Source organism: Microbacterium sp. NPDC059771, from assembly GCF_042732495.1.
Taxonomy (GTDB): domain Bacteria; phylum Actinomycetota; class Actinomycetes; order Actinomycetales; family Microbacteriaceae; genus Microbacterium; species Microbacterium sufflavum.
In genome coordinates, this window is record NZ_JBHWHK010000001.1 from 1,925,277 (window position 1) to 1,947,253 (window position 21,977).

23 protein-coding genes are annotated in these 21,977 nt (G+C 69.0%); 19 read left to right on the forward strand and 4 right to left on the reverse strand.

All coding sequences use genetic code 11. The annotated features are described in order from the left end of the window. Nucleotides 1-352: 352 nt before the first annotated feature. The 5 genes from ACFV3I_RS09095 (at nucleotide 353) to ACFV3I_RS09115 (ending at nucleotide 5,781) form a co-directional block, all read left to right on the forward strand. Nucleotides 353-2,629 carry a polyribonucleotide nucleotidyltransferase gene (locus tag ACFV3I_RS09095; RefSeq protein WP_136036712.1) on the forward strand — a complete coding sequence of 759 codons (2,277 nt, stop codon included), beginning with the start codon at nucleotides 353-355 and terminating at the stop codon, nucleotides 2,627-2,629. Nucleotides 2,630-2,845: 216 nt separating this feature from the next. Then, nucleotides 2,846-3,874, forward strand: a complete 1,029-nt coding sequence (locus ACFV3I_RS09100; protein WP_136035041.1) for an aldo/keto reductase — start codon at nucleotides 2,846-2,848, stop codon at nucleotides 3,872-3,874. Between the two features lie 73 nt (nucleotides 3,875-3,947). Next, on the forward strand, nucleotides 3,948-4,550 hold the full coding sequence (locus tag ACFV3I_RS09105) for a histidine phosphatase family protein (RefSeq protein WP_136035039.1): 603 nt from the start codon (nucleotides 3,948-3,950) through the stop codon (nucleotides 4,548-4,550). 56 nt (nucleotides 4,551-4,606) lie between these two features. Continuing rightward, nucleotides 4,607-5,347, forward strand: a complete 741-nt coding sequence (gene dapB, locus ACFV3I_RS09110) for a 4-hydroxy-tetrahydrodipicolinate reductase (RefSeq protein ID WP_136035037.1) — start codon at nucleotides 4,607-4,609, stop codon at nucleotides 5,345-5,347. Beyond that, nucleotides 5,347-5,781, forward strand: coding sequence for a hypothetical protein (locus ACFV3I_RS09115; RefSeq protein WP_247638885.1), 435 nt, complete (start codon nucleotides 5,347-5,349; stop codon nucleotides 5,779-5,781). Before dapB ends, ACFV3I_RS09115 begins: the two co-directional genes overlap by 1 nt. A 31-nt stretch (nucleotides 5,782-5,812) precedes the next feature. Here ACFV3I_RS09115 and ACFV3I_RS09120 read toward each other — a convergent pair whose 3' ends face one another. From ACFV3I_RS09120 to ACFV3I_RS09130, 3 genes are all read right to left on the reverse strand, one after another. Further along, a complete protein-coding gene (locus ACFV3I_RS09120; RefSeq protein WP_136035033.1) occupies nucleotides 5,813-6,238 on the reverse strand; it encodes an OsmC family peroxiredoxin in 426 nt (141 codons plus the stop codon). Nucleotides 6,239-6,322: 84 nt separating this feature from the next. Then, nucleotides 6,323-6,850, reverse strand: a complete 528-nt coding sequence (locus ACFV3I_RS09125; protein ID WP_247638683.1) for a DUF4395 domain-containing protein — start codon at nucleotides 6,848-6,850, stop codon at nucleotides 6,323-6,325. 17 nt (nucleotides 6,851-6,867) lie between these two features. After that, the gene (locus tag ACFV3I_RS09130; RefSeq protein ID WP_247638684.1) at nucleotides 6,868-7,278 is read right to left on the reverse strand and encodes a thioredoxin family protein; all 411 of its coding nucleotides are present in this window, start codon (nucleotides 7,276-7,278) and stop codon (nucleotides 6,868-6,870) included. A gap of 115 nt (nucleotides 7,279-7,393) precedes the next feature. Between ACFV3I_RS09130 and ACFV3I_RS09135 the strand changes: the two genes are divergently transcribed. Genes ACFV3I_RS09135 through ACFV3I_RS09145 form a run of 3 tightly spaced genes read left to right on the forward strand, consistent with a single transcriptional unit; the run spans nucleotide 7,394 to nucleotide 9,437 of the window. Next, nucleotides 7,394-8,203 (forward strand): thymidylate synthase, encoded by an 810-nt coding sequence (locus ACFV3I_RS09135; RefSeq protein ID WP_136035028.1) that lies wholly within the window; start codon nucleotides 7,394-7,396, stop codon nucleotides 8,201-8,203. After that, the gene (locus ACFV3I_RS09140) at nucleotides 8,200-8,676 is read left to right on the forward strand and encodes a dihydrofolate reductase (protein ID WP_136036717.1); all 477 of its coding nucleotides are present in this window, start codon (nucleotides 8,200-8,202) and stop codon (nucleotides 8,674-8,676) included. The genes ACFV3I_RS09135 and ACFV3I_RS09140 overlap by 4 nt, the downstream gene beginning before the upstream one ends. After that, nucleotides 8,676-9,437: an SDR family oxidoreductase gene (locus tag ACFV3I_RS09145; RefSeq protein ID WP_136035024.1), complete on the forward strand. Its 762-nt coding sequence runs from the start codon at nucleotides 8,676-8,678 to the stop codon at nucleotides 9,435-9,437. Before ACFV3I_RS09140 ends, ACFV3I_RS09145 begins: the two co-directional genes overlap by 1 nt. Nucleotides 9,438-9,442: 5 nt before the next feature. On the opposite strand, the gene ACFV3I_RS09150 is transcribed toward ACFV3I_RS09145, so the two are convergent. Beyond that, nucleotides 9,443-9,982 carry an NUDIX domain-containing protein gene (locus ACFV3I_RS09150; protein WP_247638685.1) on the reverse strand — a complete coding sequence of 180 codons (540 nt, stop codon included), beginning with the start codon at nucleotides 9,980-9,982 and terminating at the stop codon, nucleotides 9,443-9,445. A gap of 59 nt (nucleotides 9,983-10,041) precedes the next feature. On the opposite strand from ACFV3I_RS09150, the gene dapA reads away from it, so the two are divergent. From dapA to miaA, 11 genes are all read left to right on the forward strand, one after another. Next, the gene (gene dapA, locus ACFV3I_RS09155) at nucleotides 10,042-11,019 is read left to right on the forward strand and encodes a 4-hydroxy-tetrahydrodipicolinate synthase (protein ID WP_136035020.1); all 978 of its coding nucleotides are present in this window, start codon (nucleotides 10,042-10,044) and stop codon (nucleotides 11,017-11,019) included. Nucleotides 11,020-11,072: 53 nt separating this feature from the next. Next, nucleotides 11,073-12,749, forward strand: a complete 1,677-nt coding sequence (locus ACFV3I_RS09160; RefSeq protein WP_378822734.1) for a ribonuclease J — start codon at nucleotides 11,073-11,075, stop codon at nucleotides 12,747-12,749. 67 nt (nucleotides 12,750-12,816) lie between these two features. Further along, entirely contained in the window at nucleotides 12,817-15,525 is a 2,709-nt protein-coding gene (locus ACFV3I_RS09165; RefSeq protein ID WP_247638687.1) for a DNA translocase FtsK, read from the forward strand. Beyond that, the gene (gene pgsA / locus ACFV3I_RS09170) at nucleotides 15,525-16,100 is read left to right on the forward strand and encodes a CDP-diacylglycerol--glycerol-3-phosphate 3-phosphatidyltransferase (RefSeq protein ID WP_247638688.1); all 576 of its coding nucleotides are present in this window, start codon (nucleotides 15,525-15,527) and stop codon (nucleotides 16,098-16,100) included. The genes ACFV3I_RS09165 and pgsA overlap by 1 nt, the downstream gene beginning before the upstream one ends. Beyond that, entirely contained in the window at nucleotides 16,097-16,606 is a 510-nt protein-coding gene (locus tag ACFV3I_RS09175; RefSeq protein ID WP_378822736.1) for a CinA family protein, read from the forward strand. Before pgsA ends, ACFV3I_RS09175 begins: the two co-directional genes overlap by 4 nt. Before the next feature lie 120 nt (nucleotides 16,607-16,726). After that, nucleotides 16,727-17,035, forward strand: coding sequence for a helix-turn-helix domain-containing protein (locus tag ACFV3I_RS09180; protein WP_136035011.1), 309 nt, complete (start codon nucleotides 16,727-16,729; stop codon nucleotides 17,033-17,035). Between the two features lie 18 nt (nucleotides 17,036-17,053). Then, nucleotides 17,054-17,278, forward strand: a complete 225-nt coding sequence (locus ACFV3I_RS09185; RefSeq protein ID WP_136035009.1) for a DUF3046 domain-containing protein — start codon at nucleotides 17,054-17,056, stop codon at nucleotides 17,276-17,278. A 271-nt stretch (nucleotides 17,279-17,549) separates the two neighbouring features. After that, nucleotides 17,550-18,596, forward strand: a complete 1,047-nt coding sequence (gene recA / locus ACFV3I_RS09190) for a recombinase RecA (RefSeq protein WP_136035007.1) — start codon at nucleotides 17,550-17,552, stop codon at nucleotides 18,594-18,596. 113 nt (nucleotides 18,597-18,709) lie between these two features. Then, nucleotides 18,710-19,450: a regulatory protein RecX gene (locus ACFV3I_RS09195; RefSeq protein WP_240745394.1), complete on the forward strand. Its 741-nt coding sequence runs from the start codon at nucleotides 18,710-18,712 to the stop codon at nucleotides 19,448-19,450. A 47-nt stretch (nucleotides 19,451-19,497) separates the two neighbouring features. Continuing rightward, nucleotides 19,498-21,042, forward strand: coding sequence for a tRNA (N6-isopentenyl adenosine(37)-C2)-methylthiotransferase MiaB (gene miaB, locus ACFV3I_RS09200; RefSeq protein ID WP_136035003.1), 1,545 nt, complete (start codon nucleotides 19,498-19,500; stop codon nucleotides 21,040-21,042). After that, nucleotides 21,039-21,950 carry a tRNA (adenosine(37)-N6)-dimethylallyltransferase MiaA gene (gene miaA, locus ACFV3I_RS09205; protein WP_136035000.1) on the forward strand — a complete coding sequence of 304 codons (912 nt, stop codon included), beginning with the start codon at nucleotides 21,039-21,041 and terminating at the stop codon, nucleotides 21,948-21,950. The genes miaB and miaA overlap by 4 nt, the downstream gene beginning before the upstream one ends. Nucleotides 21,951-21,977: the final 27 nt, after the last annotated feature.

Below are 21,977 nucleotides of genomic sequence, written 5' to 3' on the forward strand. Positions count from 1 at the left end.
GAGCCGACGCCCTGGACGCACGGTCGACGGGAGGGTGAACACACCATGACCGGCGGGTGTCGACACTTTCGACGGCGAGAGCACGCGGGATCCGAGGACGTCGCTGGTAGGGTGGATCCGGTTGACTGCGGTCGACTGTACAACTTCACATCGACTCATGGAGCGATCGGCGGAGAAGCTGGTCCCCTGTGGTGGGTTCCTCGGCGCGGTCGTCGGGTGGCTTTCTACTGGTGGCCAGCGCAGGCGAGACTCGGGGAATCCCCGCGCGCCCGAACCCCACCGCATCCGCTCCTTCATGAACACCTCGCGCGTCACACGGGCCCGCGAGGCTAAACAAAGAAGGAGAGACCTCTTGGAAGGTCCTGAAATCACCGCCACCGAGGCCGTTCTCGACAACGGCCGCTTCGGCACCCGCACCATCCGCTTCGAGACCGGCCGCCTCGCGCAGCAGGCTCAGGGCGCTGTCGCCGCCTACCTCGACGGCGAGACCATGCTCCTCTCGGCCACCAGCGCGGGCAAGCACCCGCGCGAGGGCTTCGACTTCTTCCCGCTGACGGTCGACGTCGAGGAGCGGTCCTACGCCGCCGGCAAGATCCCCGGCTCGTTCTTCCGTCGTGAGGGTCGTCCCTCCACGGAGGCGATCCTGGTCTGCCGTCTGATCGACCGTCCGCTGCGTCCGTCGTTCGTCGACGGCCTGCGCAACGAGGTCCAGATCGTCATCACGGTCCTCTCGATCGCGCCGGGCGAGTTCTACGACGCGCTGGCGATCAACGCCGCGTCCGCGTCGACCCAGATCTCGGGCCTGCCGTTCTCCGGCCCCGTCGCCGGTGTGCGCCTCGCGTTCATCCCCGGCCACGGCGAGCACGCCGACCAGTGGGTCGCGTTCCCGACGGCCGAGCAGGTGTCGGAGGCCGTGTTTGACCTGATCGTTGCCGGTCGCGTTGTCACCAAGGCCGACGGCTCCGAAGACGTCGCGATCATGATGGTCGAGGCCGAGGCGACCGAGGGCAGCTGGAACCTGATCAAGGCGGGCGCCACCAAGCCCGACGAGAGCGTCGTGGCCCAGGGCCTCGAGGCCTCGAAGCCGTTCATCGCCCAGCTCGTGAAGGCACAGGCCGAGCTCGCCGCCACGGCGTCGAAGGAGCCGGGCGTCTACCCGGTCTTCCCGGCCTACAGCGATGAGGTCTACGACTTCGTGTCCGAGCGCGCGTTCGCCGAGCTGAGCGACGTCTACCAGATCGCCGACAAGACCGAGCGCCAGAACGCCGACGACGCCATCAAGGAGCGCGTCAAGGCCGAGCTCATCGAGGCCACCGAGGCGGGCTCGCTCCCGGCCGCGGCCCCGCTGGAGTTCTCCGCCGCGTACAAGTCGGTCACGAAGAAGATCGTCCGCGGGCGCATCCTCACCGAGGGCACCCGCATCGACGGCCGCGGGCTGGCGGACATCCGCCCGCTCGACGCCGAGGTGCAGGTCATCCCGCGCGTGCACGGCTCTGCGATCTTCCAGCGCGGCGAGACCCAGATCATGGGTGTCACCACGCTGAACATGCTCAAGATGGAGCAGCAGATCGACTCGCTGTCGCCCACGACCAGCAAGCGCTACATGCACCACTACAACTTCCCGCCCTACTCGACCGGTGAGACCGGCCGCGTGGGTTCGCCGAAGCGTCGCGAGATCGGGCACGGCTTCCTCGCCGAGCGCGCCCTCGTGCCGGTGCTGCCGAGCCGCGAGGAGTTCCCGTACGCGATCCGTCAGGTGTCCGAGGCGCTGAGCTCCAACGGCTCGACCTCGATGGGCTCCGTGTGCGCCTCGACCCTCTCGCTGCTGAACGCGGGTGTGCCGCTGCGCGCTCCCGTCGCCGGCATCGCGATGGGCCTGGTCTCCGACGAGGTGAACGGGGAGACCCGTTACGCCGCGCTGACCGACATCCTGGGTGCGGAGGACGCGCTCGGCGACATGGACTTCAAGGTCGCCGGTACGAGCGAGTTCGTCACCGCCATCCAGCTCGACACGAAGCTCGACGGCATCCCGTCGTCGGTGCTCGCCGGCGCGCTGACCCAGGCCAAGGACGCCCGTCTGACGATCCTCAACGTCCTGAACGCCGCGATCGACGCTCCCGACGAGATGGCGCCCACCGCGCCGCGCGTCATCAGCGTGCAGATCCCGGTCGACAAGATCGGTGAGCTGATCGGCCCGAAGGGCAAGACGATCAACGCGATCCAGGACGAGACCGGTGCGCAGATCTCCATCGAGGAGGACGGCACCGTCTACATCGGCGCGACCGACGGCCCCTCGGCCGAGGCCGCCCGTGCCCAGGTGAACGCGATCGCCAACCCCACCAACCCGGAGGTCGGCGAGCAGTTCCTCGGCACCGTCGTGAAGATCGCCACGTTCGGCGCCTTCATCTCGTTGCTGCCCGGCAAGGACGGCCTGCTGCACGTCACCGAGGTGCGCAAGCTCGCCGGTGGCAAGCGCGTGGAGAACGTCGAAGACGTCCTCTCGGTCGGTCAGAAGATCCTCGTCAAGATCACGAAGATCGACGACCGCGGCAAGCTCTCGCTGGAGCCCGTGCTCGACGACGCCCCGGCCGCTGAGCAGGCGCCGTCGGACGAGGCCGCGGCGGAGTAACTCCGCCCGTTCGTCTGGAGCCCGGCTCTCTCCGCGAGGAGGGGGCCGGGCTTCGTCGTCGGCGATGTGATCAAAACGTTATCGGAAGTTTCCGCGCCGTTCCCCGGATTGGTCGGGACGTCGGCTGCGGTCGCATACCCTCGAAGTACGCACCGGGGGGTGCTAGTCAGGCAGCGAGGCAGGTCGGCACGCACCGATCGATGCGGGGGTGAGAGTATGCGGTTGTTCAGCGTAGGCGCAGGAACAGCGGCTGATCGCGCCGCGCAGGAACACGAGGACCACCCGTCCGCCCCCATCCCCATCGTCGGCCCCGGCGTCGGCGAGGCCATCCGGCTCCCGCTCGGGGAGACCGGCTTCGAGACCTTCCCGCTCATGCTCGGCGCCGCCGAGTTCGGGTGGAACGTCGACCTGGAGACGAGCCACGGCATCCTGGACCGCTACGCCGAGATCGGCGGGAACGCCATCCACACGGCCGACGGCTTCTCCGGTGGTCGCAGCGAGCACATCCTCGGACAGTGGCTGCGGTCGCGAGACCAGCGGGACCGGGTCGTGTTGAGCGTCCGCATCGGCGCTCACGCCGACAACCCCGGACTCGGCTCGGTCAACCTCGTCCGCGCCGTCGAGGGATCGCTGACGAGGTTGGGCGTGGAGCGCATCGATGTGCTGTACCTCGACGCGACGCTCGATGCGACGACCAACCTGGAAGACACGCTCGCGACGGTCGAGTGGCTGATGGAGGCCGGCAAGATCGGCGCCGTCGGTGCCTACGGACTGAGCCCGGAGCGACTCGTGGAAGCGCGCATCCTGGCCTCGGCCGGATACCCCCGCATCACGGTCATCGACGCGCCGTACAACCTCGTGCGGCGTCAGCCGTTCGAGGGCGACCTGCGGCTGGTGGCCGGAGCGCAGAACCTCGCGGTCACGCCCTCGCACGCTCTCGAGCACGGCTTCTTGTCGGGGCGTCACCGCAACAAGGCGCTCACCTCGCGCGGCGTGCGCGGGGAACAGCTGCGCGGCCACCTCAACCGGCGCGGCATCAAGATCCTCCGTGCACTCGACCAGGTGGCCGAGGAGCTCGGGGTGCCCGTGGCCGCGGTCTCGATCGCCTGGCTCCTGGCGCAGCGCACGGTGACCGCGCCGATCGTGAACACGTTCGCGGCCGAGCAGGTGGACGAGCTCATGCAGGGTGCGGGTGTGGCACTGTCACGGAGTCAGGTGGCCGAGCTCTCCCGCGCGGGCAACTGAACGTCGGCCCACCCGTGACATAGGGTGGAGGAGAGGTCCGGCGGGAGCTGGCGATGAAGCGAGCGAGCGAGTTGTGACGCACTACATATATCTGGTCAGACACGGTGAACATCAGGATGCCGAGCACGGCCTCGCCGACGGACCCCTGTCGCCGCGCGGCCAGCGGCAGGCGGAGCTGATCGCCGACCGCCTGTCCGGGCTTCCGCTCGATGCGGTCTGGCACTCGCCGCTCCTGCGGGCGAACGAGACGGCGAGGGCGATCGCCGGACGTCTTCCGTCGGTCGATCCCGAGCCGACGGCGCTCCTGTTCGACTGCGTGCCCACGGGCATGACGGAGGAGACGCCCTCGGTGTTCGAGCCGTTCTTCGGTTCCGTCACGGAGGCGGAGATCGAGGCCGGCCGCGCGCAGATGTCCGATGCGGTCAACGAGTTCCTGGTCCGCAAGACCGGCGAGGTGCACGAGGTGCTCATCACGCACAACTTCGTGATCTCGTGGTTCGTGCGCGAGGTGCTGGCGGCGCCGGAGTGGCGCTGGATGACGTTGAACCAGTCGCACTGCGGTCTCACCGTGATCGCGCAGAAGCAGGGGCGTCCGTGGACGCTGCTCACTCACAACGACACCGGACACCTGCCCGTGGAGTTGCGCACCGGGATCCCCGACGCGCTCCTCGTGTGACGCCGCGCCTCAGCGCGCCGCGGCTGCGGTCGCTCGCCCGGCCATAGGCTGGACGCATGACCACGAAGGTAGCCCTCGTCGGCGGAACCGGAAAGCTCGGGACGATCATCGGCTCGGTGATCGCGGAGCTCGACGGCTTCGCGGTGACGCGGGTCCTCGGTTCATCGAGCGATCTGTCGGAGTTGCAGGGGGCCGACCTCGTGGTGGATGCCTCCACGCCGCAGATCAGCGTCGACGTGGTGCGCACCGCGGTGGAGCAGGGCAGCAACGTGCTGGTGGCGACGTCGGGCTGGTCGGCCGAGCGCATCGCTCTGGTGCGTCCGCTGGTCGACGCGGCGGGGACGGGTGCGGTCTTCATCCCGAACTTCTCGCTGGGATCCGTGCTCGGCTCGGCGCTGGCCGCCGCTGCGGCACCGTTCTTCGGATCGGCGGAGATCATCGAGGCGCACCGCGAGACGAAGATCGATTCGCCCAGCGGCACGGCGGTCCGCACGGCCGAGCTGATCGCCGCGGCGCGGGCAGAGCAGGGTCCGGTCAGTGCGCCGCACGCGGATCAGCGGGCCCGCGGCCAGCAGGTCGCAAGCGTCCCGATCCATTCCCTCCGCCGTCCCGGCGTGATCGCGAAGCAGGAGGTGATCCTGTCGGGCCCTGGCGAGTCGCTCACCTTGACGCACGACACCACCGACTCGGCCCTCGCGTACGCCCCGGGCATCCGGCTCGCCGTGCCGTATGCCGCGTCGGCGACCGGAGTGGTCGTCGGGCTGGAGAACATGATCGACCTCGGTCTGCGCTCGTGATGTCGCGGATCGGCGTCGGCCTGATGGCGGCGGCGCTCCTGGTGTACCTGGCGGTGGCGGTGTGGCTGGCGGTGATGTTCATCTCCGTCGGCACCCCGGTGTCGATCGGCATGGGCATCACGCTCCTCGTGCTCGCCCCGCTCGGAGCCTGGGCGTTGGTCAGGGAGATGCTGTTCGGGTTCGGGGCCGACCGGCTCGGTCGGATCCTCGATGCCGAGGGGGCGATGCCGCCCGTGGAGACCGAGCTCACGCCCAGCGGCCGCCTGGCCCGGGCGGACGCGGATCCTCTGATCGCCCGCTACACCGAGGCCGCGGCGGCCGCTCCGAGCGACTGGCGCGCCCGCTACCGTCTCGGCGTGGTGCAGGACGCCGCCGGTCGACGCAAGGACGCGAGGGCGAGTATCCGCGAGGCGATCAGGCTCTTCCGCGCCTGATTCCGACGTCGGATGCCCGCCGCTTGGACGATCAGGCGAGAGTGGCCTCGAGGGTGATGTCGATCCCGGCCAGCGCCTGCGACACCGGGCAGCCGGTCTTGGCACCCTCGGCGATCTCCTGGAACGCGGCCGGGGTCAGGCCGGGCACCACGGCGTTCACGTTGAGGTGGCTGCCGGTGATGCCGACACCGGGCTTGAACGTGACGGAGGCACTGGTGTTGACGCGCTCCGGGGGCGTGCCGTTCTCGGCGAGTGCGTGCGACAGCGCCATGCTGAAGCACGAGGCGTGGGCTGCGGCGATCAGCTCCTCCGGAGTGGTGGTGGTGTCGCTGCCTTCGCTGCGGGCCTTCCAGTCGAGCGGGAAGGTGCCGAGGTGCGACGACGAGAACGCGACCGTCCCCGATCCCTCGGTGAGCGATCCGGTCCACGTGGCGGCGGCTTCACTGGTGACGGGCATGGGGGTCCTCCGGTTCTCGCGCTGCGGGGTGAGCAGCGGCGCTCCGGGCCAGCCTATCGAGCCGCCGGTCGCCGGGGAACCGGGTCAGGCGGGCCTCGTGTTCCGTCCGAGCAGGCCGGTGCGCTGGAGGACCAGGTAGAGCTGGCAGCCCAGGCAGAACGAGAACGCGGCGTTCAGGAACGCGGCGACGAAGGCCGCCGCGGTGGCGACCGGCAGCGCCCAGGGGACGCCCGCGAGGTGCAGGGCGAGGCCGGCACCGACCACGACCAGCCCGACCCCCTGCGCGAACCGTGGAGGTCGCGGGTCCTCCAGCTCGGAGGGTGGCGCGAGGCGCGGGCGGACGACGCTGCGGAACAGCGCACCCCAGGGCGTGGTCGGCGGTGACACGACGCTCCAGAGGAAGAGCAGCGCGATCACGAGCGCGAGCAGGCAGCCGGGGTCGGTCAGTCGCTCGAGGGGTGAGGCGGCGACGATCGCCCAGTCGCCCGCAGGCTCGGTCCGGTCGGTGGAGAGGCCGGTCAAGGCGAGGAATGTGGCGATGAGCAGCAGGACACTGGTGATGGTGGCGGCGAACCGTGGTCCTCGCGGGTCGATGCCGACGGGAGCGGACATGAGTTCTCCTGGTCTGATCAGGCCGCGGCGACGGCGTCGGTGAGGGCGTGCCGCTGCGGCACGCCGTGGAAGCGGGCGATGACCTCGCCGCTGCCGTCCACCACGAGGGTGGTCGGGGTCTGCAGCACGCGGTAGCGGCTGGCGAGGTCGGGACGCGTGGTGAGGTCGATCTCGACGTGGCGCAGTCCGTCCTGTTCCGCGGCGTAGCTGCCCAGGAGGCGACGGACGTGCGGGCACTTCGCGCACAGCTCGGTGCTGAACTGCACCAACGTCGCGCGTTGGCCGAGCGGAGCCCCCGCGTCGGCCGGATCGAACCGGACGACTCCGGCGCGACGGCGAGCGCCCTCGCGGTGGCGCAGTACGGCTCCCACGGCGACCGCGACGCCGAGCAGCACTGCCACGACGGCGAGGGCGAGCACGGGCGACATGCGTCGAGACTAAGCGCGCGCGAGTCATGCGGGCCCGCATGTTTCCGCGGATGACGCCCCGGCGGCACAGCGCAGATCCGCCCTCGGGGCGAGCGGGCCGGGTATCCTGACTCCCATGAGCGCCCCCGTCCCGACCCCGTACGAAGACCTGCTCCGTGACGTCCTCGAGACGGGGACGCACAAGAGCGATCGCACCGGCACCGGGACCACCAGCGTCTTCGGCCGTCAGATCCGGTTCGACCTCTCCCAGGGCTTCCCGCTGATCACGACCAAGCGCGTGCACTTCAAATCGATCGCCTACGAGCTGCTCTGGTTCCTCCGCGGCGACTCCAACGTCGGCTGGCTGCAGGAGAACGGCGTGACGATCTGGGACGAGTGGGCGGACGCGGAGGGTGACCTCGGACCCGTGTACGGCGTGCAATGGCGTTCCTGGCCCACCCCGGACGGGGGCAGTATCGACCAGCTGTCCGAGGTGATCGAGCAGATCCGTCGCACCCCGGACTCGCGACGCCTGATCGTGTCGGCGTGGAACCCCGCCGCCATCCCGGACATGGCTCTCGCGCCGTGTCACGCCCTGTTCCAGTTCTACGTGGCCGACGGCAAGCTCTCCTGCCAGCTGTACCAGCGCAGCGCCGACATGTTCCTCGGCGTGCCCTTCAACATCGCGTCCTATGCCCTGCTGACGATGATGATCGCGCAGCAGGTCGGGCTGGAACCGGGCGACTTCGTCTGGACGGGCGGCGACTGCCACGTGTACGACAACCACGTCGACCAGGTGCGCGAGCAGCTGACGAGGAAGCCCTTCCCGTATCCGACGCTGCGCTTCGCCCGCACCCCGGAATCGATCTTCGACTACCGCTACGAGGACTTCGTGGTGGAGGACTATCAGCACCACGCGCCGATCAGGGCGGCGGTGGCGGTATGACCTGGGTCGGGCTGATCTGGGCGCAGGCCCACGGCGGGGTGATCGGCGCCGAGGGCGGCATGCCGTGGCACGTTCCCGAAGATCTCGCGCACTTCAAGGAGATCACGCACGGAGCCCCGGTCATCATGGGGCGCAAGACCTGGGATTCGCTGCCCGAGCGGTTCCGGCCGCTCCCCGGGCGCGACAACCTCGTCGTCACGCGCCAGCAGGACTGGGCGGCGGACGGGGCCTCCCGTGCCGCGACCGTGGCCGAGGCCGTGCGCGGCCGCGACAGGGTGTGGATCATCGGAGGGGCGGAGATCTTCCGCCAGGTGATCGGCGACGCCGACAGGCTCGAGGTCACCGAGATCGACCTCGACGTCGACGGCGACGCGTTCGCGCCTCCGACGACGGGGTGGCGGCTCGTGGACGAGGGGGAGTGGCAGACCTCGCGCACGGGCGTGCGGTATCGCTTCCTGGGATACGAGCGCTGATGCCCACCGCACTCATCACGGGAGCCAGCGCCGGCCTCGGCGCGGAGTTCGCGCGTCAGCTCGCCCGACGTCGGGGAGACCTCATCCTGGTCGCCCGCTCGGCCGACGCGCTCGAGGCCCTCGCGGCGGAGCTGCGCAGCGAGTATGGCGTCGCGGTCGAGGTGCTCGTCGCCGACCTGTCGGAGGAGGAGGGCGTCTCGCGCGTCGCCGAGCGCCTGCGGGACACGTCCGATCCGGTCGATCTGCTCGTGAACAACGCCGGCTTCGGACTGCCGTTGCAGTTCGCGGACAACGACATCGACGACGAGGTGCGGCACCTGCGTGTCCACGTGGAGGCATCGATGCGCCTCATGCACGCCGCACTCCAGAGCATGCGCGGCCGCGGAGGACGCATCATCAACGTCGCGTCGGTCGCCGGGTTCATCTCCCGGTCGACGTACTCGGCATGCAAGGCGTGGCTGATCGGCTTCAGCCGCTGGGCGAACGCGGAGTACGCGCGCGACGGCGTGACGGTCACGGCGCTCTGCCCCGGCTTCACGCACACGTCCTTCCACGAGCGCATGGGCCTCGCGGTGGGGCAGGAGGGGGTTCCGGGTCTCCTGTGGCTCGACGCCCCGTCGGTGGTGCGCACCGGTCTTCGTGATGCCGCCCGTGGGAAGCCCGTGTCGATCCCGTCCCTCCGCTACAAGGTCGTTGTCGCGGTCGCCCGCGTGCTCCCGCAGTCGCTGACCTCCGCCGTGGCGCGGCGCGGGCGCGTCTGAGGGTCTCAGCCGAAGCGTCCGAGCCGGATGCCGGCCAGGGCGAGGGCGGCGATGGTCTCTCCATCGGTGATCCGTCCATCCGTGATCATCGCGAGGGCGTCGGCGAACGGCACCCACGAGACCGACCCGATGCCCTCCTCGGCCCGGGTGCCGGTCGCTTCGTCCACACGACGGATCGCGCGTGCCAGAAACACGTGCTCCGTCGCGACGGCGATCCCGTTGAGGGCGTTCATGGTGCCGAGCTCGGTCCAGTCGTCGGCCGTGTGACCGGTCTCCTCGAGGAACTCGCGGCGGGCGGCCACGAGCGGTTCTTCGCCGTCGGTGCCCCCCGCGGGGATCTCGAGCGACGGCCCCACGGTGTACCGGTCAAGAGTGACGAGGCAGACGCGGTCGTCGGCGTCGACCGCGACCACGAACACGGCGGGGTGCTGCATCTCGACGACGCCGTAGATCCCTCGGCCGCTCGGACCGGTGACCTGGTCCTCGCGTACGCGGATCCAGGAGTTCTCGTAGGCGAGGCGCGACGCGTGCGTGATCCATCCCATGGCGTGAGCCTAGGCGGCGCGGTCCGCGGCCGCGCCACGTGACCCGATACGCTGGTGTCATGACGCACTCGGGCAACCCTTTCGGACAGGTTCTCGTCGCGCTCGTCACTCCGATGACGGCCGACGGCGAAGTCGACTGGCCCGCCGTCGAGAAGCACATCGATGACGTGATCACCGCGGGAGCGGACGGCATCGTCGTGACGGGAACGACCGGCGAGACCTCGACCCTGACGGACCCCGAGAAGCTGAAGCTGGTCGAGGTCGGCAAGTCGGTCTCCGCCGGCCGCGCCAAGATCATCACCGGCGGTGGATCGAACGAGACCGCGCACGCGATCGAGCTCTACAAGGCCAGCGAGAAGGCCGGTGCCGACGGCATCATGATCGTCACGCCGTACTACAACAAGCCGACGCAGGCCGGCATCCTGACGCACTTCCGCCTCGTCGCGGACGCCACGGACCTTCCGGTCATCCTGTACGACATCCCCGGTCGTACGGGCGTTCCGATCAAGTACGAGACGATCCTCCGCCTTGCGAAGCACCCGAACATCCTCGCCGTGAAGGACGCCAAGGGAGACTTCTCCGAGGTGAGCCGCGTGCTCAACCAGACCGACCTGATGTACTTCTCGGGCGATGACGCGAACGTCCTGCCGCATCTCGCGATCGGTGCGACAGGGCTCATCGGGGTCACGGCCAACATCACGGCCACGCCCTACCGCACGATCGTGGATGCGGTGAACCGGGGCGACCTCGCCACCGCCACCGCCGAGCACAAGCGCCTCGAGCCTCTGGTGCGCGCCGTCATGACGCACGTCCCCGGCACGGTCGCGGCAAAGTACATCCTGCACGGGCTCGGTCGCATCTCGAGCCCGCGCGTCCGACTGCCGCTGGTGGGCCCGGAGGAGTGGGAGGCCGCGCTGATTGAGGACGAGCTCGATCTGGTCGCCGGGGTTCCCGGTGCGGACTTCTCGAACTTCCGTCCCGACCGCAACGCGGCCGCGGGCGGCGCCCTGCCGAAGGTGCACGGCACGACTCGCTGAGTCGCGTCCCCATGAACGAACGGACGCGCGAAGTGTCCGACTGAGGAGACAGCATGTCCATTCCCCTGGCCGAACCGTCCGCTCTCGACGAAGGAACGCTGCGGGTCATCCCGGTCGGCGGCCTCGGCGAGGTCGGCCGCAACATGACCGTGTTCGAGTACGACGGCAAGATCCTGATCGTCGATTGCGGCGTGCTGTTCCCCGAGGAGCACCAGCCCGGCGTCGACCTGATCCTGCCCGACTTCGAGCCCATCCGCGACCGTCTCGACGACATCGTCGGCGTGGTGCTCACGCACGGGCACGAGGACCACATCGGCGCCGTGCCGTACCTGATGCGCCTGAAGAGCGACATCCCCCTGATCGGCTCCGGCCTGACGCTCGCGCTCGTCGAGGCGAAGCTCAAGGAGCACCGCATCAAGGCGTTCACCCTCACCGTCAAGGAGGGGCAGAAGGAGAGGGTCGGGCCGTTCGACCTCGAGTTCGTGGCCGTCAACCACTCCATCCCCGACGCGCTCGCCGTCGCGATCCGCACGCCGGCGGGCATGGTGCTCGCGACGGGCGACTTCAAGATGGATCAGCTGCCGCTGGACGGCCGGATCACCGACCTGCGCGCGTTCTCGCGGCTGGGGGAGGAGGGCGTCGACCTCTTCCTCGTCGACTCCACGAACGCCGACGTCCCCGGGTTCACCCCGACCGAGCGCTCGATCGGGCCGGTCCTCGACCAGGTCATCGGCAAGGCCCCGCGCCGCGTCATCGTCGCCAGCTTCTCCAGCCACGTGCACCGCGTGCAGCAGGTGATCGACGCCGCGCACGCGCACGGACGGCGCGTCGCCTTCCTCGGTCGCAGCATGGTGCGCAACATGACCATCGCCGAGCAGCTCGGCTACCTCAAGGTGCCCGCGGGCGTGCTGATCGACTTCAAGAAGGCCCGCGACCTGCCCGACGAGCAGATCGTCTACATGTCGACGGGGTCGCAGGGCGAGCCGATGGCGGTGCTCAGCCGCATGGCGAACCTCGACCACGCGATCGAGGTGAGCGAGGGTGACACGGTCATCCTCGCCTCGAGCCTCATCCCCGGCAACGAGAACGCGGTCTACCGTGTGATCGACGGCCTCACGAAGCTCGGCGCGAACGTGGTCCACAAGGCGAACGCGCGGGTGCACGTGTCCGGCCACGCGGCGGCGGGCGAGCTGCTCTACTGCTACAACATCCTCAAGCCGAAGAACGTCCTCCCGGTGCACGGGGAGTACCGCCACCTGATCGCCAACGCCAAGCTCGCCCAGGACACGGGCATCCCGGAGGAGAACACGATCATCGCCTCCAACGGCACCGTGATCGACCTCAAGGACGGCGTGGCCCGCGTGAGCGGACAGCTCGATCTCGGGTTCGTGTATGTGGACGGCTCCACGGTGGGCGAGATCACCGACGCGGATCTGAAGGACCGGCGGATCCTGGGCGAGGAGGGGTTCATCTCGGTCATCGTCGTGGTGGACGCGGCGACCGGTCGCATCATCTCCGGCCCCGAGATCCACGCCCGCGGCGTGGCGGAGGACGACTCGGTCTTCGACGACGTCGCGCCGAAGATCGTCGCCGCGCTCAAGGAGGCTTCGGGCAACGGCGTGCGCGACACGCACGCCCTCTCCCAGGTCGTGCGCCGCACGATCGGCCGCTGGGTGAACCAGAAGCTCCGTCGCCGTCCGATGATCGTGCCCCTCGTCATCGAGGCCTGACCCCGGATAGCCGCGGAAAGCCGGGTCATTGCGCGGAGATGTCGGCTGTTGGACGTAGCGTGGGAGCATGGCCAGGAGCACCACGAAGACCGAGCGCGCGTCGACGACCGCGTCGTCGCGCCCCAAGCGGCAGTCGGCTTCCAAGGCGGCGCCGGCACCCAAGAAGTACGTCGACGAAGCGGACAAGCCTCCGGTCGCCGTCCGCGCCTGGAACGGCCTGGCGCACGCGGTCGGCGGGCTCTTCCGTGCGTTCGGGCCGGAGACGCTCGAGAAGGACGACCGTCGCGACGGCTTCCCGTTCTTCCTGGTGATCCTGGCGGTGCTGGGCGCCGTCAACGAGTGGTTCTTCATCGGCAACGAGATCGCGGCGAACATCAGCGCCTATTCGGTCGGTCTGTTCGTCGGCCGGGTCGCGTTCATCATGCCGGTGCTGTTGCTCCTCCTGGCCGGCTGGCTCTTCCGGCACCCCTCCTCCGTTCACGACAACGGGCGCATCGGGATCGGCTTCGGCCTGTTCGTGCTGGCGCTGTCGGCGATCTTCCATGTGGCCGGACCGCGGCCCCATCCGAACCAGGGGATGCCGGCTCTGAGCGAATCGGGCGGTCTCCTCGGCTGGCTCCTCGGACAGCCGGTCTCCTACCTCACCGACATCCCCGCCTACGTGCTGCTGTCGCTGCTGGTCGTCCTCAGCATCCTGATCCTGACCAAGACTCCGCCGAACCGCATCGGTTCGCGTCTCGGCGACCTCTACGCGTGGATGTTCGACGCGGAGCGCCCGGAGAAGCCGACGAAGGACGCGGCGGCGATCGACGAGGCCGACAAGGTCGACGATCCCGACGTGCTGCCCTGGTGGCGCCGGAACAAGACGGGCCGCGAGGAGGATCCGGACGAGGGAACGCTCGGTTCCGACGACATCACGGCACTGCTCACCACGAACGAGCCGACGCCCGCGTACGACCAGGCGGTCACGGTCGCCAATCCGTCGGAGGTAGCCACCGAGGTGCTCTCCGACGTCCGGTCCATCGCCGACTCCCTCGCTGAGCAGCAGACCACGGCCCTCCTCGACGACGAGTCCGACACGGGCGAGATGCCCGAGCTCCCCGGGCTCGACGGCTTCGGTACCGAAGGGCCGGGGGAGCGGGGGCCACAGGCTCCGGTCGCTCCGTACATCCTTCCGTCGCCCGGCGTGCTCTCCGAGGGGCCGCCCTCGGTCGCGCGTTCCGACGCGAACGACCGCATCGTCGAGCAGATCACCAGCGTCCTCGACCAGTTCAAGGTCGACGCGAAGGTCACCGGCTTCTCCCGCGGCCCGACGGTCACGCAGTACGAGGTCGAGGTCGGTCACGGCGTCAAGGTCGAGAAGATCCTGCAGCTCAGCAACAACTTCGCCTACGCCGTCGCCTCGAACGACGTCCGCATCCTCTCTCCGATCCCTGGCAAGAGCGCGATCGGCATCGAGATCCCGAACACCGACCGGGAGACGGTGGCCCTCGGCGACGTGCTGCGTTCCGCCGCAGCGCAGAAGAGCACTCACCCGCTCACGATCGGCGTCGGCAAGGACGTGGGCGGCAACTTCGTCGTCGCGAACCTCGCCAAGATGCCGCACCTCCTCGTCGCCGGCTCCACCGGCTCGGGTAAGTCGAGCTTCGTGAACTCGATGATCACGAGTCTGCTGATGCGCGCTCGCCCGGCGGATGTGCGCATGGTGCTGATCGACCCGAAGCGCGTGGAGCTCACGAGCTATGCCGGGGTGCCGCACCTCATCACCCCCATCATCACGAACCCCAAGAAGGCGGCTGAGGCGCTGCAGTGGGTCGTGAAGGAGATGGACATGCGGTACGACGACCTCGCGTCGTTCGGCTTCCGTCACATCGACGACTTCAACCGTGCCGTCCGCGCCGGTGAGGTCGAGGTGCCGGTCGGCAGCGAGCGGGTTCTCAAGCCCTACCCGTACCTGCTGGTCGTCGTCGACGAGCTCGCCGACCTCATGATGGTCGCCCCGCGTGACGTCGAGGACTCGATCGTGCGCATCACGCAGCTCGCTCGCGCGTCCGGCATCCACCTGGTGCTCGCCACGCAGCGTCCGAGCGTCGACGTCGTCACCGGTCTCATCAAGGCCAACGTGCCGTCCCGGCTCGCGTTCGCGGTCACGAGCGTCACCGACAGCCGCGTGATCCTCGACAGCCCCGGCGCCGACAAGCTGATCGGTCAGGGAGACGCGCTCTTCTCGCCGATGGGCTCGTCGAAGCCCTTCCGCCTGCAGGGTGCCTGGGTGGACGAGAAGGAGATCGACGCCGTCGTCAAGCACGTCACGCGTCAGGCTCGACCGGAGTACCGCGCCGATGTGCAGGAGGCGATGGAGCCGAGCAAGAAGAAAGAGGTCGACGAGGACATCGGCGACGACCTCGAGCTCCTCCTCGCCGCGGCCGAGCTCATCATCTCGTCGCAGTTCGGATCCACGTCGATGCTGCAGCGCAAGCTCCGCGTCGGGTTCGCGAAGGCCGGCCGGCTCATGGATCTGCTCGAGTCGCGTGAGGTCGTCGGCCCGTCGGAGGGGTCGAAGGCCCGCGACGTGCTGGCCACCCCGGAGCAGCTGCCGCAGGTCATGGCTCGCCTTCGCGGCGAGGACGTGCCCGCGTCCGCTCCGAGCGCCGGCGCACCGGCCGCCGCACCTCCGTCGCCCGAGCGCGACCCGATCGCGGGGCAGTACGACGGGCTTCCGGTCGTGGAGGCGGAAGGCGATGAAGACGCCTGGGGCCTGACGGGACGCGACTGATGGCCATTCCCCGGCAGCTCCCCAACGCGATCACGGTGGCGCGGATCCCGCTCGCGGTGGTCTTCTTCGTTCTCCTGCTCCTCGGGGGCACCTATGGAATCTCGGATCCGGTGGTGCGTTGGATCGCCGGCATCCTCTTCATCGTGGCCATCTCGACCGACTGGGTCGACGGGTATCTCGCGCGTCGCTACGACATTGTGAGCGACTTCGGGAAGCTGTGGGATCCGATCGCCGACAAGCTCCTCACGGGGGCCGGTTTCATCGGGCTGGCCATTCTGGGCGAGGTCAACTGGTGGATCGTGATCGTGATCCTCGTCCGCGAGTGGGGTATCACGATCCATCGTCTGGTGGTCGCGAGCGAGCATGTCGTCGCTGCCGCCTGGATGGGCAAGATCAAGACCGCGTTCCAGGGCGTGGCCCTCGGCTGGGCGTTGTTGCCGCTTCACGTGTGGATCGGTCTCGGTCCGTGGACGACCATCACCTTCCTGCTCATGCTGATCGTGCTCGTCCTCACGGTGGTCAGCGGAATCGACTACATCGTGGCGCAGGTACGCGGTTCGCGACAGCGGTCATGACGTCGTTCACCCCTGAGATGGTCGTGGGCGCCCTGCGCGCGCGCGGCTGGACGCTCGGGGTCGCCGAGTCGCTGACCGGCGGCGCGGTCTGCGCGGCGCTGGTCGCCGTTCCCGGAGCCTCCGTCGTTCTCCTCGGCGGCGTGGTCGCGTATGCGACGCCGGTCAAGCATTCGCTGCTCGGGGTAGACGCCGAGCTGCTCGCGACAAAGGGACCCGTCCATCCCGAGGTGGCGCGGCAGCTGGCCGAGGGGGTTCGCCACGCCGTCGCCGTCGACGGACGGTCGGCGGACGTCGGTATCTCCACCACCGGGATCGCCGGGCCGCAGTCGCCGGACGGTCAGCCGGTCGGGACCGTCCATCTGGGCGTCGTCACTCCGGAGGGCACTCGCACGGAGGCGTTCGTCTTCGACGGCGACCGAGCGGCGGTGCGCGCGCAGTCGGTGGCGATGCTGGTGCGAATGCTGGCTGAGGCGGTCGGGGAATACGAGCCGACAGCCGAAGGTTGATACCCATGTGCTCACATTCAAACCACAGAGTGCAAGGGTAGATTCTGTGCAGGCCAGGAGGGCTAGACTGGCTGTCTCTTCGAGGGGAACCTCGATCGAACACATGGGGAGGAGGTTCCGATGATTCTTGTACGACAGGAAATCGGCGATGTGCTGAGGGACTTCCGCCTGCAGAAGGGGCGCACCCTCCGGCAGGTCGCAAGCAAGGCGTCCGTCGCGCTCGGCTACCTCAGCGAGGTCGAACGCGGACAGAAGGAGGCGTCGAGCGAGATCCTCGCCTCGGTCGCGGAGGCCCTCGACGTTCCCATCTCCACCATCATGCGCGAGGTCGGGGATCGCATCTCCGTCCTCGAGGGCATCCAGGTCTTCCCCGACGTCGTTCCCGACGAGCTGGTCGCCTCGGTCGAGCCCGAGCTCTCGCTGCACTGACCACTCGGCCGGGTGACGATGCGACGTAGCGAATTCCTTCGCGCCGTCGACGCGGAGTTCCAGGCGCGAGGGCCGTCACTGGTGAACGACCTCAGTCTGACGGCGGTCAACGGCCGTACCGCGAGCGAAGCGCTGGCGGACGGCGTGCCGCCCCGGGAGATCTGGCTCGCCCTGTGCGAGGAGATGGATGTTCCGCTGTCTCGGCGGCACGGCGTCGGACGGCTGGAGCCGCGGAGCCGCTGAGTTGCTGCTCTCGTTCTCCGGGCTGTGCGGAACTCCGACACGCCGCGTTGCGCTGTTGTCGAAAATCTGTTCGAACCGGGCGTAGTCTTCTGCACAAGTGGTTTCGATGCCTGGATCATCACAGACCTCGGGTGGGCCGATGCAATGTCGGTGGCTCGTCCTAGCGTGAGGACCAGGCTGAAGAAGCCACACGCCTTGTCGGAGAGTTCCTTCCAGCCGGAAGAGCCGCGACAGCCTACAGGCGGCATCACACGCGCAGAAGGAGCACACCATGCCATCACCCGCCGACCGCGAGAAGTCCCTCGAGACCGCCCTCGCGCAGATCGACCGTCAGTTCGGAAAGGGCTCGGTCATGCGGCTGGGCAGCGATGAGCGCGCCCCCGTGGCAGTCATCCCCACCGGCTCCATCGCCCTCGACGTCGCCCTCGGGGTCGGAGGCCTGCCGCGTGGCCGCATCGTGGAGATCTACGGCCCGGAGTCCTCGGGTAAGACCACACTCACCCTGCACGCCATCGCCAATGCGCAGCGCGCGGGTGGTATCGCGGCGTTCATCGACGCGGAGCACGCGCTCGACCCCGACTACGCCGCGAAGCTGGGCGTCGACATCGATTCCCTGCTGGTGTCGCAGCCGGACACCGGTGAGCAGGCGCTGGAGATCGCCGACATGCTCGTGCGGTCCGGTGCCATCGATCTCATCGTCGTCGACTCGGTCGCGGCCCTCGTGCCGCGAGCCGAGATCGAGGGTGAGATGGGCGACTCCCACGTGGGTTTGCAGGCCCGGCTCATGTCGCAGGCGCTGCGCAAGCTGACGGGTGGGCTCAACCAGACCAACACCACGATGATCTTCATCAACCAGCTGCGCGAGAAGATCGGCGTCTTCTTCGGATCGCCCGAGACCACCGCCGGTGGAAAGGCGCTCAAGTTCTACGCCTCCGTGCGCATGGACATCCGACGGATCGAGACCCTCAAAGACGGAACCGACGCCGTCGGCAACCGTACGCGGGTCAAGATCGTCAAGAACAAGATGGCCCCGCCGTTCAAGCAGGCGGAGTTTGACATCCTCTACGGCGTGGGGATCTCTCGCGAGGGCAGCCTGATCGATTTCGGCGTGGAGCACGGGATCGTCAAGAAGTCTGGCTCGTGGTACACCTACGACGGCGACCAGCTGGGGCAGGGCAAGGAGAACGCGCGCACGTTCCTTCTCAACAACCCCGACATCGCCCTCGCCATCGAGACGCAGATCAAGCAGAAGCTCGGCATCGGTGCGCAGCCCGCGCCCGCGTCTGCGGACGAGCTCGCTGAGCGTCGCCCGGCCTGATGAACGAGCAGCGTGGGGGCGATCCGGAACGGATCGCCCCCATCATCCCTCTCTTCGGAGGGGCGCCGTCTCGGCAGCCCTCACGACGGCCTACCCCGCCCGATCATTCGGGGGTGGACGCGCCGGCATCGACTGACGGCGCCGCGTCGTGGCGCTCGACCTGGCATCAGGCGCCGTCCGACTTCCCGCAGGAACCCGACGCGGGCACGCCGAGCGAACGGCATCCCGCACGCGGTCGACGCGGGCGATCGACAGCGGGCACCCCGGTCCCTCGGCTGCGCGCGATCGACGAGGGGACGCTCGGCGGGGCGGATGCCGAGCGGGGAGACGAGGACGGTCCCACCACGGAGGAGGTCCGTGTCGCGGCCGAAGAATCTCTGCTCCGCAAGCTTCGCACCCGCTCGTTGTCCGTCTCCGAAGCGCGCCTGGTCTTGAGAGGCCACGGGGTGGAGGCGAACGACGTCGACGACCTGATCGAGGATTTCTGCCGTCGCGGTTACCTCGACGACGCGGTGCTCGCCGAGATGCTCGTGACCTCGGGCGCCGAACGAAAGGGGCAGGGGCGTGTCGCGCTGTCCCGTGCGCTCGCCCAGCGCGGGATCCCGCGAGAGGTGATCCATGCGGCGCTGGAGGAACTCCCTGACGACGATGCGGAGCGGGCGCTGGAGTTCGCTCGCACCAAGGCGCGGTCTCTCAGCCGACTCGACGCCGACACGGCGCTTCGTCGCCTCACGGGTCAGCTGGCGCGGCGTGGTTATGCCGGATCGGTCGCGATGACCGCCGCCAAGACGGCGCTGCGCGAGGCGTCGTCCGGTGGTTCCGGGTCCGGCGTGCGCTTCGTGGATTCCGACTGAGGGTGCCGCCCTGAGCGCGGTGACGGGGCTCGTACAATGGACAGATCATGACTATCCCCCGCAGTGAACCGACGATCATCAGCGCCTCATCGGCGGCCGTCGACGACGACGGGCGACAGCGATCGTATGAGGTGCGTACCTTCGGGTGCCAGATGAACGTGCACGACTCCGAGCGGCTGTCCGGTTCGCTCGAGAGCGCGGGCTACGTCCCTGCGCCCGCGGGCAGTGAAGCCGACGTCGTCATCATCAACACGTGCGCCGTGCGCGACAATGCGGCGGGCAAGTTGTACGGCACTCTCGGACACCTCGCCGCGGTGAAGCGTCGGAAGGCGGGCATGCAGATCGCCGTCGGTGGCTGTCTCGCACAGATGGACAAGCAGGCGGTGCTCGACAAGGCGCCGTGGGTCGATGTCGTCTTCGGAACGCACAACATGGGCTCCCTGCCCGGCCTCCTCGAGCGCGCCCGCCACAACGGAGACGCGGAGCTGGAGATCCTCGAGTCGCTCGAGGTGTTCCCGTCCACGCTTCCGACCAAGCGCGACTCCGCCCACAGCGGTTGGGTGTCGATCTCGGTCGGCTGCAACAACACCTGCACGTTCTGCATCGTTCCGAGCCTTCGTGGCAAGGAGAAGGACCGCCGCCCGGGCGACATCCTCAACGAGATCCGGCTGCTGGTCGAGGACGGCGCGATCGAGGTCACCCTGCTCGGCCAGAACGTCAACTCGTATGGTGTGGAGTTCGGAGACCGCCAGGCCTTCGGCAAGCTGCTGCGCGCGGCCGGGCAGATCGAGGGCCTGGAGCGGATCCGATTCACGAGTCCGCATCCGGCCGCCTTCACCGACGACGTGATCGACGCGATGGCCGAGACACCGAGCGTCATGCCGCAGCTGCACATGCCGCTCCAGTCGGGCAGCGACCGCATCCTCAAGGCCATGCGGCGTTCGTACCGCAGCGAGCGTTTCCTGGGCATCCTCGATCGGGTGCGGGCACGCATCCCGCACGCGGCCATCACGACCGACATCATCGTCGGGTTCCCGGGTGAGACCGAGGAGGACTTCGAAGACACGATGCGGGTGGTCGAGCAGGCACGCTTCTCCGGAGCCTTCACGTTCCAGTACTCGATCCGGGAGGGCACACCGGCGGCGACGATGGCGGATCAGGTTCCGAAGGCCGTGGTGCAGGCCCGCTACGATCGCTTGATCGCACTGCAGGAGCGCATCTCGCTGGAAGAGAACCAGAAGCAGGTCGGCCGCGAGATCGAGGTGCTCGTGTCGACCGGGGAGGGCAAGAAGGACGCCGAGACCCACCGCCTGACGGGCCGAGGCGAGGACAACCGTCTCGTGCACTTCGAGGTCCCGCCGGGGTCGGAGCTTCCGCGCCCGGGTGACGTCGTCACGGTGACGGTCACGCACGCCGCGCCGTTCCACCTGCTGGCCGATGACCCCACCGGCGCGCCTCTGCGCATCCGCCGGACACGGGGCGGAGATGCCTGGGACCGCTCGCAGGCGGAGTCGTGCGCGGTGCCGTCACCGAGTGCGAGCGGGTCGAGCGCCGTGTCGCTCGGGCTTCCGACGCTGCGCGTCGGCGTGTGACCGCGCCGCGACTCTGGGCGATCGTCGGTGCCACGGGCACGGGCAAGAGCGACCTCGCCCTGGACCTGGCCGAAGCGCTGCGGCGTCAGGGTAACCCGGCCGAGATCATCAACGCCGACGCGATGCAGGTGTATCGCGGCATGGACATCGGCACGGCGAAGTTGCCGACCGCCGACCGTCGTGGCATTCCCCATCATCTCCTCGACGTGCGAGAGGTCACGCAGGATGCTGCTGCCGCTTGGTATCAGCCGCTGGCGCGTGCCGCGGTGCGCGACATCCAGGAGCGCGGCGGAGACGCCATCCTGGTCGGCGGCTCGGGTCTGTACGTCTCCAGCGTGATCTTCGACTTCGACTTCCCGCCGCGAGACCCGGCGGTGCGGAGGCGGCTGGAGCTCGAGTTCGAGGCCGAGGGGATCACGCCGTTGCTCGAGCGACTGCGGCTGCTCGATCCGACCACGGCGGAGCGCGTGGACCCCAGGAACAGCCGACGGGTCATCCGTGCGCTCGAAGTGGTGGAACAGGGGAGTGCTACGCACGGGGCAGCGCTTCCCGATGCGCCGACGCTGTGGATGCCGCAGACGCGGATCATCGGCCTGCGCCTGGACCGCGAGCCGCTCGTGCGCCGGCTGAACGACCGGGTCGACCGCATGTGGGCGCAGGGGCTGGTGGCGGAGGCCGAGAGTCTCCGTGGGCGTGGCCTGGAGAGCGGCACCACGGCTTCCCGCGCGATCGGCTACGCCCAGGCGCTGGGACAGTTGGACGGCCGGCTCACGGAGGCGGAGGCGATCGCGGAGACGCAGGCCCTCACCCGCCGGTACGCCCGCCGTCAGGTGTCGTGGTTCAAGCGTTACCCGCAGCTCGAGTGGCACGACGTGCCGACCTCCGCGGAGCAGCTTCTCGCCGACTGACGAGTGTCGGTGCCCGGTGCAAGACTG

Bases quoted from the DNA above. Each gene is read 5' to 3' on its own strand.
- dapA (WP_136035020.1), top strand. From the start codon at position 10,042: ATGACGCACTCGGGCAACCCTTTCGGACAGGTTCTCGTCGCGCTCGTC.
- recA (WP_136035007.1), top strand. From the start codon at position 17,550: ATGCCATCACCCGCCGACCGCGAGAAGTCCCTCGAGACCGCCCTCGCG.
- ACFV3I_RS09140 (WP_136036717.1), top strand. From the start codon at position 8,200: ATGACCTGGGTCGGGCTGATCTGGGCGCAGGCCCACGGCGGGGTGATC.
- ACFV3I_RS09185 (WP_136035009.1), top strand. From the start codon at position 17,054: ATGCGACGTAGCGAATTCCTTCGCGCCGTCGACGCGGAGTTCCAGGCG.
- miaB (WP_136035003.1), top strand. From the start codon at position 19,498: ATGACTATCCCCCGCAGTGAACCGACGATCATCAGCGCCTCATCGGCG.
- ACFV3I_RS09120 (WP_136035033.1), bottom strand. From the start codon at position 6,238: ATGCCCGTCACCAGTGAAGCCGCCGCCACGTGGACCGGATCGCTCACC.
- ACFV3I_RS09175 (WP_378822736.1), top strand. From the start codon at position 16,097: ATGACGTCGTTCACCCCTGAGATGGTCGTGGGCGCCCTGCGCGCGCGC.
- ACFV3I_RS09160 (WP_378822734.1), top strand. From the start codon at position 11,073: ATGTCCATTCCCCTGGCCGAACCGTCCGCTCTCGACGAAGGAACGCTG.
- ACFV3I_RS09100 (WP_136035041.1), top strand. From the start codon at position 2,846: ATGCGGTTGTTCAGCGTAGGCGCAGGAACAGCGGCTGATCGCGCCGCG.
- ACFV3I_RS09145 (WP_136035024.1), top strand. From the start codon at position 8,676: ATGCCCACCGCACTCATCACGGGAGCCAGCGCCGGCCTCGGCGCGGAG.
- ACFV3I_RS09125 (WP_247638683.1), bottom strand. From the start codon at position 6,850: ATGTCCGCTCCCGTCGGCATCGACCCGCGAGGACCACGGTTCGCCGCC.
- ACFV3I_RS09180 (WP_136035011.1), top strand. From the start codon at position 16,727: ATGATTCTTGTACGACAGGAAATCGGCGATGTGCTGAGGGACTTCCGC.
- ACFV3I_RS09165 (WP_247638687.1), top strand. From the start codon at position 12,817: ATGGCCAGGAGCACCACGAAGACCGAGCGCGCGTCGACGACCGCGTCG.
- ACFV3I_RS09150 (WP_247638685.1), bottom strand. From the start codon at position 9,982: ATGGGATGGATCACGCACGCGTCGCGCCTCGCCTACGAGAACTCCTGG.
- pgsA (WP_247638688.1), top strand. From the start codon at position 15,525: ATGGCCATTCCCCGGCAGCTCCCCAACGCGATCACGGTGGCGCGGATC.
- ACFV3I_RS09115 (WP_247638885.1), top strand. From the start codon at position 5,347: ATGTCGCGGATCGGCGTCGGCCTGATGGCGGCGGCGCTCCTGGTGTAC.
- dapB (WP_136035037.1), top strand. From the start codon at position 4,607: ATGACCACGAAGGTAGCCCTCGTCGGCGGAACCGGAAAGCTCGGGACG.
- ACFV3I_RS09135 (WP_136035028.1), top strand. From the start codon at position 7,394: ATGAGCGCCCCCGTCCCGACCCCGTACGAAGACCTGCTCCGTGACGTC.
- ACFV3I_RS09130 (WP_247638684.1), bottom strand. From the start codon at position 7,278: ATGTCGCCCGTGCTCGCCCTCGCCGTCGTGGCAGTGCTGCTCGGCGTC.